General features: G+C 65.0%; 13 protein-coding genes. 5 read left to right on the top strand and 8 right to left on the bottom strand.

Annotation, left to right across the window (positions count from 1 at the left end):
- Nucleotides 1-173: 173 nt before the first annotated feature.
- Together BRAD3257_RS35635 and BRAD3257_RS35630 are read right to left on the bottom strand one after the other, a co-directional pair.
- Nucleotides 174-1,541, bottom strand: coding sequence for a flippase (locus tag BRAD3257_RS35635; protein WP_162500454.1), 1,368 nt, complete (start codon nt 1,539-1,541; stop codon nt 174-176).
- A gap of 276 nt (nt 1,542-1,817) precedes the next feature.
- Nucleotides 1,818-2,657, bottom strand: coding sequence for a protein-disulfide reductase DsbD domain-containing protein (locus tag BRAD3257_RS35630; RefSeq protein ID WP_122405714.1), 840 nt, complete (start codon nt 2,655-2,657; stop codon nt 1,818-1,820).
- Between the two features lie 142 nt (nt 2,658-2,799).
- Here BRAD3257_RS35630 and BRAD3257_RS35625 point away from each other — a divergent pair, with 142 nt between their 5' ends.
- Nucleotides 2,800-3,444 (top strand): YqgE/AlgH family protein, encoded by a 645-nt coding sequence (locus tag BRAD3257_RS35625; protein WP_122405713.1) that lies wholly within the window; start codon nt 2,800-2,802, stop codon nt 3,442-3,444.
- A gap of 346 nt (nt 3,445-3,790) precedes the next feature.
- On the opposite strand, the gene BRAD3257_RS35620 is transcribed toward BRAD3257_RS35625, so the two are convergent.
- Nucleotides 3,791-4,678, bottom strand: a complete 888-nt coding sequence (locus BRAD3257_RS35620) for a TauD/TfdA dioxygenase family protein (RefSeq protein WP_122405712.1) — start codon at nt 4,676-4,678, stop codon at nt 3,791-3,793.
- Between the two features lie 203 nt (nt 4,679-4,881).
- The gene (locus tag BRAD3257_RS35615; RefSeq protein ID WP_162500453.1) at nt 4,882-5,661 is read right to left on the bottom strand and encodes an SDR family NAD(P)-dependent oxidoreductase; all 780 of its coding nucleotides are present in this window, start codon (nt 5,659-5,661) and stop codon (nt 4,882-4,884) included.
- A gap of 95 nt (nt 5,662-5,756) precedes the next feature.
- On the opposite strand from BRAD3257_RS35615, the gene BRAD3257_RS35610 reads away from it, so the two are divergent.
- On the top strand, nt 5,757-6,494 hold the full coding sequence (locus BRAD3257_RS35610; RefSeq protein ID WP_122405710.1) for an SDR family NAD(P)-dependent oxidoreductase: 738 nt from the start codon (nt 5,757-5,759) through the stop codon (nt 6,492-6,494).
- A gap of 64 nt (nt 6,495-6,558) precedes the next feature.
- Nucleotides 6,559-6,933, top strand: coding sequence for a CsbD family protein (locus BRAD3257_RS35605; protein ID WP_122405709.1), 375 nt, complete (start codon nt 6,559-6,561; stop codon nt 6,931-6,933).
- 105 nt (nt 6,934-7,038) lie between these two features.
- Here the strand turns inward: BRAD3257_RS35605 and BRAD3257_RS35600 are convergent, their stop codons facing one another.
- A complete protein-coding gene (locus tag BRAD3257_RS35600) occupies nt 7,039-8,751 on the bottom strand; it encodes an SGNH/GDSL hydrolase family protein (protein WP_122405708.1) in 1,713 nt (570 codons plus the stop codon).
- A 169-nt stretch (nt 8,752-8,920) separates the two neighbouring features.
- On the bottom strand, nt 8,921-10,303 hold the full coding sequence (locus BRAD3257_RS35595; protein WP_174221613.1) for a lytic murein transglycosylase: 1,383 nt from the start codon (nt 10,301-10,303) through the stop codon (nt 8,921-8,923).
- 199 nt (nt 10,304-10,502) lie between these two features.
- Between BRAD3257_RS35595 and BRAD3257_RS35590 the strand changes: the two genes are divergently transcribed.
- Entirely contained in the window at nt 10,503-11,378 is an 876-nt protein-coding gene (locus tag BRAD3257_RS35590) for a UTP--glucose-1-phosphate uridylyltransferase (protein WP_122405707.1), read from the top strand.
- Between the two features lie 108 nt (nt 11,379-11,486).
- On the opposite strand, the gene BRAD3257_RS35585 is transcribed toward BRAD3257_RS35590, so the two are convergent.
- The gene (locus BRAD3257_RS35585) at nt 11,487-12,983 is read right to left on the bottom strand and encodes a sensor domain-containing diguanylate cyclase (protein WP_122405706.1); all 1,497 of its coding nucleotides are present in this window, start codon (nt 12,981-12,983) and stop codon (nt 11,487-11,489) included.
- A gap of 142 nt (nt 12,984-13,125) precedes the next feature.
- Between BRAD3257_RS35585 and BRAD3257_RS35580 the strand changes: the two genes are divergently transcribed.
- The gene (locus BRAD3257_RS35580) at nt 13,126-13,389 is read left to right on the top strand and encodes a DUF7662 domain-containing protein (RefSeq protein ID WP_162500452.1); all 264 of its coding nucleotides are present in this window, start codon (nt 13,126-13,128) and stop codon (nt 13,387-13,389) included.
- Between the two features lie 60 nt (nt 13,390-13,449).
- On the opposite strand, the gene BRAD3257_RS35575 is transcribed toward BRAD3257_RS35580, so the two are convergent.
- Nucleotides 13,450-16,326: an EAL domain-containing protein gene (locus BRAD3257_RS35575; protein WP_162500451.1), complete on the bottom strand. Its 2,877-nt coding sequence runs from the start codon at nt 16,324-16,326 to the stop codon at nt 13,450-13,452.
- Nucleotides 16,327-16,455: the final 129 nt, after the last annotated feature.

Genomic DNA, 16,455 nt, shown 5'->3' with positions numbered 1-16,455 from the left:
TTGGGTTTATCTCGTCGGTTGAGCAATATGACGTAGAATAAACTTTCCCTGGGGCGCAACTACTTAGGAGGAATAAGAAAAATCATGCTGCCGACCGGGGGCGGGTAGTCGTTTTGCCTCGTTGCCGGGCTTTTCACGCCATGGGCGTTTCTCAAGCGGCAGGGCAGGCGGAGCTATTTACCAAACGCCAGCACGTGCAGTCCCAGTCGCTGCCGCACGATCCAGAACAAGAGCACCGTCTCGAAGCTCAGCGAGATCGAGGTCGCGGCCGCCGCGCCGTGACCGCCGAAGCGCGGCACCAGGATCACGCAGAGCGCAACGTTCATCACGAAGGCCAGCGCATAAGCCAGCGCGCAGATCTTCTGCTGGCCGAGCATGTTGAGCAGGCGCTCGACCGGGCCGATCGCGGCGCGCACCACGAGGCCGATCGCAGCGATGAACATGATGTCGTAGCCGACCGTGAATTGCGGCCCGAACAGCCAGAGCAGCGGCTTGCCGAGCGCGAGCAGTACGATGGTCGCGGCCAGCGACGGCCAGAACGTCCAGTTGATGGCATGCGCCACATAGGCCGACAGGCGCGCCTTGTCTCCGAGCGCATTGTATTCCGCAAATCGGTGCGCCGTCGTCGCCGACATCGCGTAATGGATGAACGAGACCAGCGCCAGCGTCTTCACCACGGCGAAATAGACGCCGACCTCGTCGGACGGGCGGAACTGCTGCAGCACCAGCACGTCGGTGTAGGACAAGAGCAGGTAGAAGCTCTCCACCAACAGGATCGGAAGCGACACGGCGAGCCAGCCCCTGACGTCATAGGCCTTCGGGCCCGGCTCGATGTGATCGGCGAGCCTGCGGTTCAGCACCACAATCTGCCCGGTCATCGCGATCCAGACCGCGGCGGCGCTCGCCACCATCGCAGCGACCGCGCCGAGGTGATAACCAAGCACGAACGCGCCGGCCGTGATGCCGATGATCAGGGCCTGACGGATGATGAATTGCGGCATCAGGCCGAGCTGCATCCAGTCGTACGAGCGCGCGATGCCGTCCTGGGTGTTGGCGACCACGAAAGCCGGCAGCGTGATGCAGCCGATATAGAGCGGCAGCACCTCGGCCGGATCGATCCAGGGCGACAGCAGCTTGACGATGGCGACGAGGCCGAGCGACACCAGGGTGGATACGGCAAAGGTCAGCCAGCGGCTGCCGGAGAGGAAGCCGCGCAGCAGCGCATGCTCGCCGCTAGTCCGGTACTCCGGGATGATCTTTTGCGCGGAGGCTGAGATGCCGAAATCCATCATGCTGCCAAGTAGCAGCACCCACGTCCAGACATAGACATAGATGCCGTAGTCGGACGTGCCCATCCAGCGCGCCAGCAGCACCTGCGAGACATAGGCAAGCCCGGCGCTGATGACGCGGATGACGAAGATGGTGCCGGCGAGCCGCCGCGTCAGCGACGCCTCGCTCGATCCGCCCGCGAGCTTAGCCCGCAGCCGCGCGATCAGGCCGGCCGCTCCGGTCGTTGCGGGTTGTGCATCCGTCACGGCCAATTCGAAAATCCCCAAGCGCGTTCCGCACGCGCTACAGGGTTGGGACTTAGCAACCATTCGTTAAGATTCGGTTGGGTGGCCGTCCCATCCTCGGTGTCGTCCCGGACAAGCGAAGCACCGATCCGGAGCCCATAGCCCAGGGAGACGTTGGAGCGCGAGCTGTTAACTCCGAGTCTCGGCGCGCGCTTGGGGCGCGCTTGTCCGGGACGACAGCTGAGAGTGGGCGAGACAGCGCAACTCACTCGCCGCCGTCCTGACCGTTGCCGGGACGACTCTTCACTCCAGATTCGTATTGAACTCGTACGCCTTGTCCGGCCCGACCAGCGTGAACTTCAGCGCGGCGCCCTCGGGCTTGGCGCCCGGCGGCAGACCGTCGAGTTCGAACGTAAACCGCATCACCCCAGGCGGGCTGGGCTGCACCGGCGCCGGAATCGGCAGCGCCCAGTCCGGCGTCGGCCCTTCCACGAACAGATTGACGTTGCGGCTGTCGGGCGCAACCACGTCGACCACGACGTTCTTCGGCCCGTCACGCTTGACGTCGCGGATGGTGAGCGGATTGGGGTCGCCGATATTGGCGGGCTTCGGCACGGTGTCGAGCGCCGCGCGCAGGTTCGCATCCTCGGTCGAGGCGACGCTGTTGAAGCCGAGCTCGGCGTTGGCCTCGACGGGAATGCAGAGTTTCTCGCACACCGCGTAATTGATCTCGGCGCGCAGCGTCACCGGCTTGTCGGCCGATTTGGCGACGATACGCAGGGGCAGTACGATCTGGTCGTGATACCCGATCGAATGGCCGCCCGCGCCGTCGTCGAATTTCAGCGGCGCCGGCCACATGATCGTCACCGCTTCGACATTGTCGGATTTCGAGAAGTCGAACCGGGGTGGAACGCCGGAATCGCCGGGGGTACGCCAGTAGGTCTTCCATCCCGGCTGGAGCTGGAACGCGATACCGCCCAGCAGGACCGCGCCGCTGCGCGATCCCGCCAGTAGCCGCACCGCGGAATGTCCGTCGCGCTGCCACGGCGAAGCGTCATCGGCGCGGGCTGCGATGGCGAACGAGGACGCGAGCAGGGTTGTCGCGACGCCAATCGCCGCACGCAGGGGAACTCTTGTGAGCATGGCACGTCTTTACAGGGTCGTCCCAGGCCAAACCATTGAATTGCTTGTGATGGATGCACTCGAATCCAATCGCCGCAAGCCTTGATTTGACAGCGGCTAGGTCCGACATCAGGATAGGAATTGAAACCGGAGTGCTTCACCGATGGCTCCCACTGGCAAGAGGACGGGCGAAGGCACCCGCAGCTCGGGCCCCCCGCTGCCCAATTCGGCCGGTTATCTCGACGGCCGGCTCCTGATCGCGATGCCCGTGATGGGCGATCCCCGCTTCGAGCGCTCGGTGATCTATCTCTGCGCTCATTCCGCCGAGGGCGCGATGGGCATCATCGTGAACCACCCGGCCGGCAGCATCGACTTCCCCGAGCTGTTGGAGCAGCTCGGGATCATCAAGAAGGGCGACCACATCAAGCTGCCGGAGAATGCCGAAAGCATGAAGGTGCTGCGCGGCGGGCCGGTCGATACCGGCCGCGGCTTCGTGCTGCATTCCAGCGACTTCTACATCGAGAATGCGACGCTGCGGATCGATGACGGCGTCTGCCTCACCGCGACCGTCGACATCCTGCGCGCGATCGCCAATGGCTCCGGCCCCAAGCACGCCATCCTCGCGCTCGGCTATGCCGGCTGGGCGCCGGGCCAGCTCGAGACGGAGATCCAGAGCAATGGCTGGCTGCATTGCGATGCGGATACGGATCTGATTTTCGGCGACGACGTCGAGGACAAATACAATCGCGCTTTGCAGAAGATCGGCATCGATCCGGGCATGCTCTCGAACGAAGCGGGGCACGCGTAGCTGGCGCGACACCTTCCGCTGTTGCGCGTCACCCTCAGCTGTCATGCCCCGGCTTGATCGGGGCATCCAGTACGCCGCGGCTTATCTTCTATCACAACCTTCCCGGTGTACTGGATCGCCCGGTTCCCGGCTCCGCTAAAGCATGATCCGGAAAAGTGCGAAGCGGTTTTCCGGAAAGATCATGCGTGAACAACAAGCTAAAGCGCGATGACGATTCATCCAAATCTCATCGCGCTTTAGGCTACGCCGGGCCTACAGGGGTGCTCGGCCGCCGAAGCTTCAGCGAAGGCGGCAAGCCGGGCGATGACACCAGGGCTGAGTAGCGCTGTGCAGTGGTGATTGACCCCTACTCCGCCGCCTGCTGCTGCACCGTCGGCTGGGTCCCCGCCACCGTCGCGCGGCGCATGTCGCGGGGCTGCGACTGGTCGTAGCGGCGAACGCGATGCATGGTCTGACGGTTGTCCCACATCACGAGGTCATGCAGCTTCCATTTATGGACGTAGACGAACTCCGGCTGCGTCGCGTGCTCGTTGAGATCGCGCAGCAGGAGGCGTCCCTCCGGCACGCTCATGCCGACGACCTTGCCGGCATGCGATGAGAGATACAGCGATTTGCGGCGATGCACGGGATGGGTCCGTACCAGCCGCTGCAGCACCGGCTTGAACATCTCCTTCTCTTCGTCGGTGTATTCGGTGAAGCCGAGCGATCCGCGCGAATACATCAGCGAGTGCTCGCAGACGAGGTCCTCGATCTCCGCCTTGATCTCGTCGTCGAGCGCATCATAGGCCGCACGCATGTCGGCGAATTCGGTGTTGCCGCCTTTCGGGTTCACCACGCGTGCCGACAGCAGCGAGAATTTTGCCGGGATGGGGCGGAACGAGCTGTCGGAATGCCAGAGGCAATTGCCGAGGTTGAACAGATGCGTGCGGCTGTCTTTCGGCAGCGGCTTGCCGTCCTTGCCGAGATTGGAGACGTCGTTCAGGCCGGATTGCAGCCGGTAGTCCTTCTCCTTGGTCACGGTGCCGCCGCGCGCGTCCTCGCGCCGGCCGAAATTCAGCGCGAAGGCCATCTGCTGCTCGTCGGTGATGTCCTGGTCATGGAAAACCAGCACCGCATATTTGTCCATAGCCGCCTCGACCTCGCGCGCCTCATCCGGTGTGAGAGGCTTTCGCAGGTCGAGGCCGGAAACCTCGCCGACAAAATGCTTCTGAAGCTGCCGGATGGCGATGGTCATGGCGTTTTCTCCCGCGGATTGCGAGCGGTTGGTCCCGCTCTGTTGGCGAAAAAGCTACTCCCGCAACAGGCGTTGTCAACGCTCGCAGCGCATGGCTGCCCGTAGCACGGATAGAGCGGCAGCGTAATTCGGGAAGTCTTTCCGCGAGGTGAGAGCCCCGGATTACGCGCAGCGAAATCCGGGCTACGCACCTTCGATGCCTCTCACGCATTCCGCGCCATCAGCCCGCCATCGACCGGGATCACCGCACCGGTGAGGAACGACGCTGCCGGCAGGCACAGGCTCAGCGTCATATGCGCGACCTCTTCGGGATCGCCGTAACGGCCGAGCGCAGTACGGCGCTTGGCGTAGATGGTCTTGTGCTCCTCCGGGATGCGATCGGTGATGGCGGTGCGGATCGGACCCGGGCAGATGCAGTTGACGGTGATGCCCTCGCGTCCAAGCTCCACCGCCAGCGAGCGGGTGAGGCTCACGACGCCACCCTTCGCTGCCGAATAGGGGCTGTGCAATGCGGTGGCGCCGAGCGCCTCGGTCGAGGCGATGTTGACGATGCGCGGGCTCTTCGACTTGCGCAGGTAGGGCAGCGCCGCGCGAATGATGCGCGGATGCGCCGTCAACATCACGGCGATGCCCCTGGCCCAGGCGTCCTCATAGGCCTCGTCGTCGATCGCGACACGCACGGAGATACCGGCATTGTTGACGAGGATGTCGAGCCCGCCGAAATGCGCCGCGACATCACCGAACACGCGCTTGATCTCGCCGCCGTCGGCGACGTCGAGCCTCCAGGCCCTTGCAGCGCCACCGCTCGCTGCAATCTCCTTGGCGACCGCATGCGCACCTTGCTCGTCGAAATCCGTGGCGGCAACATTCGCACCCTCGGCGGCGAACACGCGCGCGGTCGCGCGCCCCATGCCGCTGGCCGCGCCGGTGACGAGAACGGTGAGGCCCCTCACGGACCGGCTGAGCTCCCTAAAGTCGGACATGCTGTTTCCTCGCGCGGGGCTTGTTCTTGTTGATTGACAAGGCTGGCATCGATCCGCAGACAGGTCAAACAAGCAAGACAAAGGGGAGGCCGAGAATGGCGAACGAGCTCGATTTCTCAGGCAAGCAGGTACTGGTGGTCGGCGGTTCCAGCGGCATCGGCAACGGCATCGCGCAGGCTTTTCGTACCAAGGGCGCAACTGTTGCCGTTTGCGGCACGCGCGCTCGCGCAACGGAATATTCAGCTGAAGAAGGCTCCGATCTCACCGGCCTCGCTTACGCGCAACTCGACGTCAGCAATGCCGCCGCAATCGAGGCGTTCAAGCCGTTGTTCGACCGGCTCGACATCCTCGTGCTCGCGCAGGGCGCGGTGCTCTATCGCCGCGGCGAGTTCGAGATGGCCGGCTTTCGCAAGGTGGTCGAGGTCAATCTGATGAGTCTGATGGCCTGCGCGAGCCGCTTTCATTCCATGTTGCGGGATTCCAAGGGGTCGCTCATCATCGTGTCCTCGACCGCGGCCTATCATTCCACCATGGGCAATCCCGCCTACAATGCATCGAAGACCGGTGCAGTCGGACTGACGCGCACGCTGGGCGAGGCCTGGGCCGAGGACGGCATCCGCGTCAACGGCATCGCGCCCGGGCTCGTCGACACCAAGATGACGAAGGTCACGACCGACAATCCGAAACGCCTGGAGGGCGCGCTCGCCCGCATCCCGCTGCGGCGATTGGGCACGCCGGCCGACATGGCGGGTGCCGCGCTGTTCCTGGCCTCGCCGCTGTCGTCCTACATCATCGGCCAGACGCTGGTCGTCGATGGCGGGCTCATTCTGTAGGCAATCGCAAGGAACCGCGCTGCTTTTGATCGGTTACTTCGGCTGATCACCGAGGAGGATTATCATGGACGCGGATCGGATCGTTGGATCAGCCAAGGAAATGGCGGGGGGCGTGGAAGGCACCGTCGGCGAGATGGCGGGAGACGCGAAAACGCAGGCCTCAGGCAAGGCACGGGAAGCCGCGGGCACGGTGCAGAATCTCTACGGCCAGGCGAAGGATGCGGTGCGCGATGCCACGGACACCGCCGCGAGCTATGCCAAGGACGCCTATGAGAACAGTGGCGAGAGCTTCCGCGACGGCTCGAAAGCCATCGCGCAGAAGGTGCACGACAACCCGCTTGGCGCGCTGCTGGTTGCTGGCGGCATCGGCTTCGCGCTGGCGCTTCTGATGTCGCGCCCCGCGCGCCGCCCGCCGCCGCGTTGGCGCTATTACGGTTGAGCGACAGCCGATCATCGTGCCCCGGACGCAGCGTAGCACCGTCAGCGCGTTCACGCGCGTCTTCGACGCCGTTGCGTCCGGGACACGAGACCGCAGCTCAGAAGCCTACCGGAACATCTCCGCCGATCGCCCGACGTTGCCCGGCGGGCGCGGGATTGCTGGATTTGAGTTCGGATTGCGCGGCCCTGGGGCTGGCGTCAATTGACGCGGCGGCGGAGGTTGCGGAGAGCCGAAGCCGAAGAAATCCCGGAATGAGGGCGTTGCCTGCGCCGGCTGCTGCGGCGGGACCTGCGGCTTTTTCGGCGCGAGCTTTGGCGGAGCGATCGCCGCGGCCGCCCCTGATGCATTGGGAGAGGCGGCGCCGCCGTCGGGCGTCGTTGCGGCCACCGGCGTATCGCCCTTGGCCTGCTCGCGGCCGACTTCCCGGCGCGGCCAGACATAATCGTCGGCGCGGCCGGCCGGCGCGGCCAGCGGCTCACCCTTCACCATGGTCTTCGCAGCGAGCGCATCGACGGCAGCGGGACGCGTGCCTGGCCCGCCCAGCAATTGATCGGTCGAAATCGAGGCTGCAACCAGCGGCACGATCGGCCCGGCCAGCGGGCGCGGTGCAGGCTTGCCCGGCTCGGCGCTGGTATCGGGGGTCGCAGGCTCGCTCGGCAGCGTGATCGGGCCGGAGCGCCCCGCAAGCAGGCGCGTGATCTCGCGCTCGACATAGTGCGCCAGCTTGCGCGCGCCGGCCTTGGTGAAATACACGCCGTCGGAGCTGCGGAGCTGACGGATCTGGCCTTCGAAATCCGGGCCCTTCTGCAGGAAGCGGCCGGCTTCGTCGACGAAGCCGTCCCACACGTCGACATAGGTTATGCCGGCCTTGGCCGCGCCCTCACGGTACAGCGAATCCAGGAACAGCGTGTCCGCGGTGCCCTTCGGTCCGCGAACTGCGGGGAGGCCGACCCAAAGGACCGGCACGCCCTTGGCCTTGAGGACGCCCGCGAGCTCCTCGATCTTCTTGCCGTAGAGTTCGACCCAGCGCTCGTCGCGGAATTCGTACAGGCCATTGGGATTGCGCGCAGTCTTCTCCGGCGCGGCCGCCGGCGTGTCGGCATTGTCGGCGTCGTCCTGCGGCAGGTCGGCATCGGCAGGCTTATCGTCAGGCTTGGCGGCGGTGTCGGGCTTGGCGTCGCCGGGCCTGGCGTCGCCGGGCTTGGCCGGTTGCTTGGCGCGCGCGCCCTTGTCGTTCTTCTTGTCCTTGTCTGAAGCCTTGTCCGACTTGTCGGCGGCGGGCTCGCGGATCGCGATGCGGTCGTTGAGGCCGAGCATGACGACGATCACGTCGGGCTTCTCGGTCTCGAGAATGCCCTTGGCTGCGGCCGCCCAGTCCGCGGGCTCGCCCTTCGGCTGATACTTGATGAGGCCGGACGTGGTCTTGTGCTTGCGGATCACGCCCATGTCGGGCTGCTCGGCGTAGGCGTCTTCGAGGCCATAGGCGAGCCAGTCGGCCATGGCGTCGCCGATCACCAGCACGTTCTTCTCAGGAATCGTGTCGCGCTTGGCTGGTGCCGGCGCGCGCGAAAAATCCTGGCGCGGTGCCTGCGGCGGCGGCTGTTGGAACGGCGCGAAGAAATCGCCGCCGAACCAGCCGCCACCTCCGCCGCCCCGGGGCGGTGGGGCCGAACGTTGCGGCGGGCCGCCGAAGCCGGGGAAGTTGAAGAACTGTGCCGAGGCAGGTCCTGCGACCGAGACCAGGATCGCAAGCGCCGTCCCCAGCGCGATCAACGGGCCGGTCTCGGTCAGCGCCTTGAACAGGGACTTCTTCGACATGCGATCTCGGGCACGCGCAATGGGGATAGGAGTAGCTCGACATAATAACGGAATCAGGCGCCAAACGGGCAAATTCCATCGCAGATTCTTGTCCCATACACCGGGGAACAGCCGGCTCCGTCAAAGCTGCCGGCCAAAATCCCCGTTCAGGGTTACTTTCGGCGCGATTTTACCGCCCGCGCAGCCGGTCCAGCACGTCGGACGAGGCAAATCCGTCGGCGGGCATCCCGATCGAGGCCTGGAAGTTGCGCAGGGCTTCCCGTGTCTGGCTGCCGAACTGGCCGTCCGGAGTGCCCTTGTAGAAGCCGCGCTGGGCCAAGAGCTGCTGCAGTTCCAGCCGCTCGGTCCGCGACAGCTCGCGCTCCTGGCGCGGCCAGGGCTGCACGAAGGGCTGCCCGCCGCGCAGACGGTCGGCGAAATGGCCGATCGCCAGCGCATAGGCTTCGGCCGGATTGTACTTCATGATGACGCGGTAGTTCTGCAGCATCAGGAAGCCTGGCCCCTGCGCGCCTGCCGGCGCCAGCAGGTAGGCTTTCTCCGCCGGATGCGGGAAGGGCTGGTTATTCGCCCGCCTGAGCCCGAGCTTCTCCCATTGCGCGATCGGCATCGCCTTGGCGCGGTCGGCCAGCATGTAGTTGAATCCTTCGGGCACCACGACCTCGAAGCCCCAGGTCTGGCCGGGCTGCCAGCCATCCTTCTTCAGATTGTTGGCAGTCGATGCAATCAGGTCGGCCGGATTGTCGACGACGTCGCGCCGTCCATCTCCATCGCCGTCGACCGCAAAACGCTTGAACGCGGTCGGCATGAACTGGGTCGGACCGAAGGCGCCGGCCCAGGAGCCGCGCATCTGCTCCGGGCGCAGATCGCCGCGGTTGAGGATCTCCAATGCGGAGAGGAACTCATCTTTGAAATAGGCCTGGCGGCGTCCGATGCAGGCGAGCGTCGCGGTCGATTGCAGCACGCTGCGGTCGCCCATCTGCGTCGAGTAGTTGGATTCGATGCCCCAGATCGAGGCGATGATGTAGCGGTCGACGCCGGTGGCCTTTTCGGTGGCGTCGAACTGCGCCTTGTATTTGGCGAGGATCTCGCGGCCCTTGGCGAGGCGGTTGTCGTTCACCAGGATGTCGAGATAGTCCCAGATCGATTTGGTGAACTCCGGCTGCGAGTCCATGAGGTCCATGATGCGCAGGTCAGGAGAGAGCCCGGCGGTGAAGCGCTCAAAATTCTCCTGGGTGATGCCGCGCCGTGCGGCATCAGGCCACATCGCCGCGACGCAATTGTCGAAGTTGCCGGCGGCCTCGCGGATCGCGGCAGCCGTCATCAGCGGATGGCCGGAGGCGCCGTCCTCGCCGCTCCAAGGCAACGCTCCCGTCTGCGCGCCGCCGGGCGCTGCTTGCGTTGGCGCCGAATTCTGGCCGGAGAAGATGCCGCCGAACAGATTGGACAGGCCGTTCTGCGCCTGGGCGTGCGCGCATGCCGGCATCAGCAAAGCTGCCGCGATCATCGCTGTCCCGGCCAGGAATCGAACCCGTCCTGCCACTGATTGCATCATGTCCCACCCGTCGGCCCGAAAATCCGCCACAGGAGGCCTGGTTAGCGTTGCCAATAGCTTAACAAAGGTGAAATTTTGGTGGCGGCCTTTTTCTTAACTCTGTCGGGGCGAGGCCCCACATCCGCCTTTGTTGGCGGCTGCAAACAGGCTAGCAAGATGCCATTGCTCCGTTCACGTCCTCAGGTATTCGATCGATCACATGAAAATTCGCAAAGCTGTATTCCCAGTCGCCGGCCTCGGCACCCGCGTCCTGCCTGCCACCAAGGCGATGCCGAAGGAAATGCTGACCATCGTCGACAAGCCCCTGATCCAGTACGTCTACGACGAAGCGAAGGAAGCCGGCATCGAGCACTTCATCTTCGTCACCGGCCGCAACAAGAGCGTCATCGAGGATCATTTCGACCGGATGTTCGAGCTCGACGCGACGCTGGCCGCGCGCGGCAAGAAGGCCGAGCAGGACATCCTGGCGCAGAACCAGCCCGACGCCGGTGCCGTCAGCTTCACCCGCCAGCAGGCGCCGCTCGGTCTCGGCCACGCCGTCTGGTGCGCGCGCGACATCGTCGGTGACGAGCCGTTCGCGGTCGTGCTGCCCGACGAGCTCGTGCTCAACACGCCCGGCTGCCTGAAGCAGATGATCGAGATGGCATCCTCGCTTGGCGAGAAATCCAATCTGATCGCGGTCGAGGCGGTGCCCGATCATCTGACCCATCAATACGGCATCTGCGGCGTCGGCAAGCGCAATGGCAAGATGTTCGAGGTCGACGGCATGGTCGAGAAGCCGGCCAAGGGCACGGCGCCCTCCAACCTCTCGATCACCGGCCGTTACATCCTCCAGCCCGAGATCTTCAAGATCCTGGAGACCCAGGAGCGCGGCGCCGGCGGCGAGATCCAGCTCACCGACGCCATGATCGGACTTGCCAAGACGCAGAAATTCTACGGCGTCGAGTTCGAGGGCGAGCGCCACGATTGCGGCTCCAAGCCCGGCTTCCTGCGCGCCAACATCGCCTACGGCATGAAGCGCCCGGAATTGCGCGACGGCCTGATCGCCGAGATGAAGAAGTATCTGGGGCAGTAGCTCCCGCCGTCATTGCGAGCGAAGCGAAGCAATCCAGAATCTTTCCGCGGAGAAAGTCTGGATTTGCTTCGTCGCAAGAGCTCCTCGCAATGACGGGGGGAGAGCGCCTCACGCCACCAGCGACAGCTTCGGCAGGCTCGCGACCACGGACTGGTTGCGCCCACCGGCTTTGGCGGCATAGAGCGCCTTGTCGGCGGCGGCAACGAGGACCGACCAGTCCATGCCGGCGGCAGGGACGAGACCGGCGATGCCGCAGGAGACAGTTGTGCTTGCCTGATCGTCGGAGCAGCCCTGCACCTTGAGGCGGATCGTTTCGGCCACCTTGAAGGCATCGGCAGCCGAGGTGTTCGGCAGCAGCACGGCGAATTCCTCGCCGCCATAACGCGCGGCGCAGTCGCCGGCGCGGCTCACCGAATCGGAAATGCAGATGGCGATGCCCACCAGCACCTGGTCGCCGGCCTGATGGCCGAACGTGTCGTTGTAGGCCTTGAAATGATCGGCATCGATCATCAACAGCGCGATCGGTGCCTTCTGGCGCATGGCGCGTCGCCATTCGGCGTCGATGACGGAATCGAATTTGCGGCGGTTCTTCAGGCCCGTGAGCGCGTCCGTCGTCGCCATCTCCTCGAGCTTGCGCTCGGCATCGGCGCGCCGGCCGATCTCGCGCGCGAGCACCAGCGTCGATCCCAGCACGAACAGCGCGAGCGCCAGCACCACGACGCCGATGCGGAGCGCCTCCTTCTCCCAGAGCGCGAACACTGCGGCCAGGGGTTTGCCCGCCACCACGAACAGCGGTCCACCGTTGCTGCTGCGGACATAGAGCCGCAGCGTCGCATCGACCGGGCCCTGTCCCGAATACGAGGCGCCGGCCGGGAGATTGTCGGCCTTCCAGTTCTGGCGGTCGTTCAGGTTCGTGCCGATGATGTCGAGATCGAACGGCCGCCGCATCATGATGGTGCGGTCGCGCTTGAGCACGGTGATGGTGTCGTCGGGATCGAGGTTCAGACGCTCGAACAATTCGTGGAAATAGCTGAAGCGGATCGAGCCTGCGACGACGCCCATGAAGCCGCCGTCACCGTCACTGATGCGCCGGCTCAGCACGATGGAATAGGCGCCGCGAAACAGCATCGGGCGGCTGATGAAGAGCCCGAGCTCCGAATTGTCGCGATGAACCCTGAAGTAGTCCTCCTCGCTGCGGTTGTCGGGGAGGGGATCGAGCGTGGAGGCGTCGATGGTCAGCCGGCCCTCGGCATCGAATACCTGGATGGCGCCGAAATGCCTGGCGGTGGCCGCATGGTCGAACAGGATCAGTTGACGGATCGGCTTGGAGACCGTCGCGAGCTCGGGCAGCAGCATGTTGGCGGCGACCGCCTTCAGCGACAGGTCGTAGATCTCGATGTTGCGGCTGATGTCGGACTCGATGGTCGTCGCGAGGTTCTCCAGCGTCTGGTGGGCGAGCGCCTCCTCGCCGCGGCGCATGTCCAGCATCACGTTGGCGCAAATGGCGGAGAAGCCGATCACCGTCACCACGGACGAGATGATCAGCAGCTTCGCCGAAATCCGCCACGGCTGGCGGGCCGTGACGTCGCGCCATCCAGACAACATTGTTCGCTCCTGGCACTAGTGGATGCGCCCGAAAGCTTGAGCAGTGTTTAAGGCAGGACGGCGCTGCCGCAATGAGTTAAGAATCGGTGTATGCGGCGCACGGTTTTGGGCAGCCGCATGTGAGCGGGACGAGAGGACGATTGTGAACGACTACCACGCGTTGCGCGATTATCTGATGCGGCAGAAGCAGGACGAGTTCGTGCTGAGCTTCGAGCAGATCGAGGAGATCATCGGCGCGGCACTGCCGCGCGCAGCGCATCGTGCCTCCTGGTGGGACAGCCTGCGCAGCCCCGACATCCAGATGCCGCAACGCGAAGCCTGCCTCGCCGCCGGCTTCGTGGCGATGCGGATGCCGGATGGCCAGAGCGTGCGGTTCAGGAAGCAGAAGAGCGACCGGCGGCGGTAGCGCGTGCGGCACGCTGCCACCCTCCCTGGAGGGCGGCCCTTGTGGGCAGGGTAAGAGAATCTAGCTCGCCGCTTCCAGCCGCACTTCCGTCAAGAGGCGCATTGCGGCGTCCGCGTCCATCGGCTCGCCGAAGGCAAAGCCTTGCGCGTATTCGCAGCCCATCTGGTAGAGCTCGACGGCGTCGGAATCGGTCTCGGCGCCTTCGGCCACCACATCCATGCCGAGATCGTGCGCGAGCGCAATGATCGACTTCAGGATCACCGGGCGGGTGCCGCGGCTGGTGGTGCGCACGAAGGACTGGTCGATCTTGATGGTGTCGAACGGGAAGCGCTGGAGATAGGCCAGCGACGAGTGGCCGGTGCCGAAATCGTCGAGCGACAGCCCGGTGCCGAGCTCGCGGATCCGCGTCAGCATCTGCGCCGCGTGCTCCGGATTCTCCATCACCAGCGATTCCGTCAATTCCAGCTTCAGCGTGCCGCGCGCCACCGAGGAGCGCGACAGCACGGTGCGGACGTCGTGGATGAGGTCGTGGCGCAACAGCTGCCGTGACGAGACGTTGACGGAGGCGAAGATCGGCTCGCGCGAGCGCATCGCGCGCTGCCAAACCGAGAGCTGCTTTGCGGTCTGGTCGAGCACGAACATGCCGAGGTCGACGATCAGCCCGGTCTCTTCGGCGATGGTGATGAACTCCGACGGCGCCATGCGGCCGAGCTTCGGGTGGTCCCAGCGCGCCAAGGCCTCGAAGCCGGCGATCGAGCGATCCTCCAGCCGCACGATCGGCTGGTACAGAATGGTGATCTCCTGCCGCTCGATGGCGCGGCGCAATTCGCTCTCCAGCGTCAGGCGATCCGTCTTCCGCGCACGCATCGCCGGCTTGTAGACGTCGATGCGGTCGCCTCCGATGCGCTTGGAATGATACATCGCAAGCTCGGCGTCCTTGATGATCTCGTCCGTCAGCTGAACCTGCGGATCGGAGAGCGCAAGGCCGATCGATGCCGTGAGGAAGATCTCGCGATCGTTGAAGGCGATCGGCGCGCGGATGGTCTTGCGGATGGTCTCGGCGAAATTGGTGATCCGCGCCGGATCCTGCTCCGACAGCAGGATCAGGCCGAACTGGTCGCCGGCGAGCCGCGCCAGCGTGTCCTGCGGCTTGAGGATGCGGGTGAGACGACGGGCGAGGGTCAGCAGGATGGAATCGCCGACCGCAATCCCGACGGAATCGTTGACCTGCTTGAAGCGGTCGAGGTCGATCACCATCAGCGTCGGCCGCAGCGTCGGTACGGTCTTGGCGAAGTTTGCGACCGCGCCGAGCCGGTCCATGAACAGTTTTCGGTTGGGCAGGCCGGTGAGGTTGTCATGCACGGAATCGTGCAGCAGGCGCTCTTCGGCGTTGCGCAGCTCGGTGACGTCGGTGAGGGTGCCGACCACGCGCGAGACTTCACCATCGGAGCCGACGACGGGGCGGGCCTTCAGCGCGAACCACATGAAATGGCCGTCCGGCGTGCGCAGGCGGAAATCCTGCACCAGGCGGCCGCGGCGTTGGTCGAGCACGCTGTCGAGCGCAGCGCGGAAACGGTCCTGGTCGAGCGGATGCAGCACCTCGAGCCACGAGGCTGCGGGCCCTTCCAGCGTGCCGCGCTTGAGGCCGAGCAGGGCTTCGGTCTCGGGGCTGGTGAAGACCTTGTCGGCGGAGACGTCCCAGTCCCAGATCAGGTCGCCGGAGCCGGCCAGCGCCAGCGCACGGCGCTCGATGTCGGAGACGACGCCGGTGGTGGCGCCGCCGCCGGCAAAGGCGTGCTGCATCACCGTGAAGCCGATCAGCATCACGATCAGCACGAGGCCGCCGAGCAGGGCAGGGCCGACGATGTCGTTGGTGACGGAGCCGGCGACCGTCATGCCGGCTGCGACCACCCAGACCACGAGGAGGAACCAGGTCGGGATTAGCAGCACGGCGCGGTCGAAGCCGTGGGTGGAGAGATAGACGATCAGCGAAAAGCCGGCGAAGGCGATCAGCACCAGCGAGATGCGCGCGATGCCGGAGGCGACGGCCGGATCGAACAAGGCGAGTGCGACGAGAGACCCGAGGAACGCCAGCCAGCCGACCGTGATGTGCGAATAGCGCACATGCCATCGACTGAGGTTGAGATAGGCAAACAGGAACACCAGCAGTGTCGCCGCCAGGATCGCCTCACCCGCCGCGCGCCAGATGCGCTCGGCGTTGTTCGACATGTCGAGCACCTTGCCCCAGAAGCCGAAATCGACCCCGATATAGACCAGCACCGCCCAGGCCAGCGCCGCGGCCGCCGGGAACATGATGCTGCCCTTCACCACGAACAGAATGGTGAGCACGAGAGCCAACAGACCGGAGATGCCGATCACGATGCCCTGGTAGAGCGTGAAGGAGTTGACCTTGTCCTTGTAGGCTTCCGGCTCCCACAGATAGAGTTGCGGCAGCTTGTCGGTGCGCAGCTCGGCGACGAAAGTGACGACGGCGCCGGGATCGAGCGTGATGCGGAACACGTCGGCGGTGGCGCTTTCCTGACGTTCGGGCCGGTCACCGATCGAAGGCGTGATGGTCGCGATCCTTGACAGCCCGAGATCGGGCCACAGCAATCCTGAGGAGACGATGCGGTAATGCGGGGCGACGATCAGGCGGTCGAGCTGGTCGTCGGTGTTGTTGGCGAGCGCGAACACCACCCAGTTCTGGCCGCCTTCGCGCGCGCGCACCTCGATGCGGCGGACGATGCCGTCGGTACCGGGCGCCGTGGAGACCTGGATGCGATCGGCATCACTGCGCTGATGCTCGAGCACGCCGGTGAGGTCGATCGCGGGCGCGTCGCTACGGACGCTGACGGCGTCGAGCGCACGCGCGGGATACGCGGCGACAAGAATCATGAGGCCCAGCGCGATGGGCGCGAGGCACCTGATCAGACGCAAGGTCAGCTCTCCGCGTTCGACGCAAACTCTTTAGTGCAAGGCGAATCTAAAAGGCGATTTCAGACCGGACCGAGGTGGTTCGGTGCGTCGCGATAGATGCCACGAAAGCGAGGAAAATCAAAGGGTTTC

It is taken from the genome of Bradyrhizobium vignae (assembly GCF_900324035.1).
Taxonomy (GTDB): domain Bacteria; phylum Pseudomonadota; class Alphaproteobacteria; order Rhizobiales; family Xanthobacteraceae; genus Bradyrhizobium; species Bradyrhizobium vignae.
The sequence above is the reverse complement of the archived record's forward strand: the minus strand, read 5'-3'. Positions and strand labels throughout refer to the sequence as shown.

Bases quoted from the DNA above. Each gene is read 5' to 3' on its own strand.
- BRAD3257_RS35625 (WP_122405713.1), top strand. From the start codon at position 2,800: ATGGCTCCCACTGGCAAGAGGACGGGCGAAGGCACCCGCAGCTCGGGC.
- BRAD3257_RS35600 (WP_122405708.1), bottom strand. From the start codon at position 8,751: ATGTCGAAGAAGTCCCTGTTCAAGGCGCTGACCGAGACCGGCCCGTTG.
- BRAD3257_RS35610 (WP_122405710.1), top strand. From the start codon at position 5,757: ATGGCGAACGAGCTCGATTTCTCAGGCAAGCAGGTACTGGTGGTCGGC.
- BRAD3257_RS35620 (WP_122405712.1), bottom strand. From the start codon at position 4,678: ATGACCATCGCCATCCGGCAGCTTCAGAAGCATTTTGTCGGCGAGGTT.
- BRAD3257_RS35615 (WP_162500453.1), bottom strand. From the start codon at position 5,661: ATGTCCGACTTTAGGGAGCTCAGCCGGTCCGTGAGGGGCCTCACCGTT.
- BRAD3257_RS35590 (WP_122405707.1), top strand. From the start codon at position 10,503: ATGAAAATTCGCAAAGCTGTATTCCCAGTCGCCGGCCTCGGCACCCGC.
- BRAD3257_RS35585 (WP_122405706.1), bottom strand. From the start codon at position 12,983: ATGTTGTCTGGATGGCGCGACGTCACGGCCCGCCAGCCGTGGCGGATT.
- BRAD3257_RS35595 (WP_174221613.1), bottom strand. From the start codon at position 10,303: ATGATGCAATCAGTGGCAGGACGGGTTCGATTCCTGGCCGGGACAGCG.
- BRAD3257_RS35630 (WP_122405714.1), bottom strand. From the start codon at position 2,657: ATGCTCACAAGAGTTCCCCTGCGTGCGGCGATTGGCGTCGCGACAACC.
- BRAD3257_RS35605 (WP_122405709.1), top strand. From the start codon at position 6,559: ATGGACGCGGATCGGATCGTTGGATCAGCCAAGGAAATGGCGGGGGGC.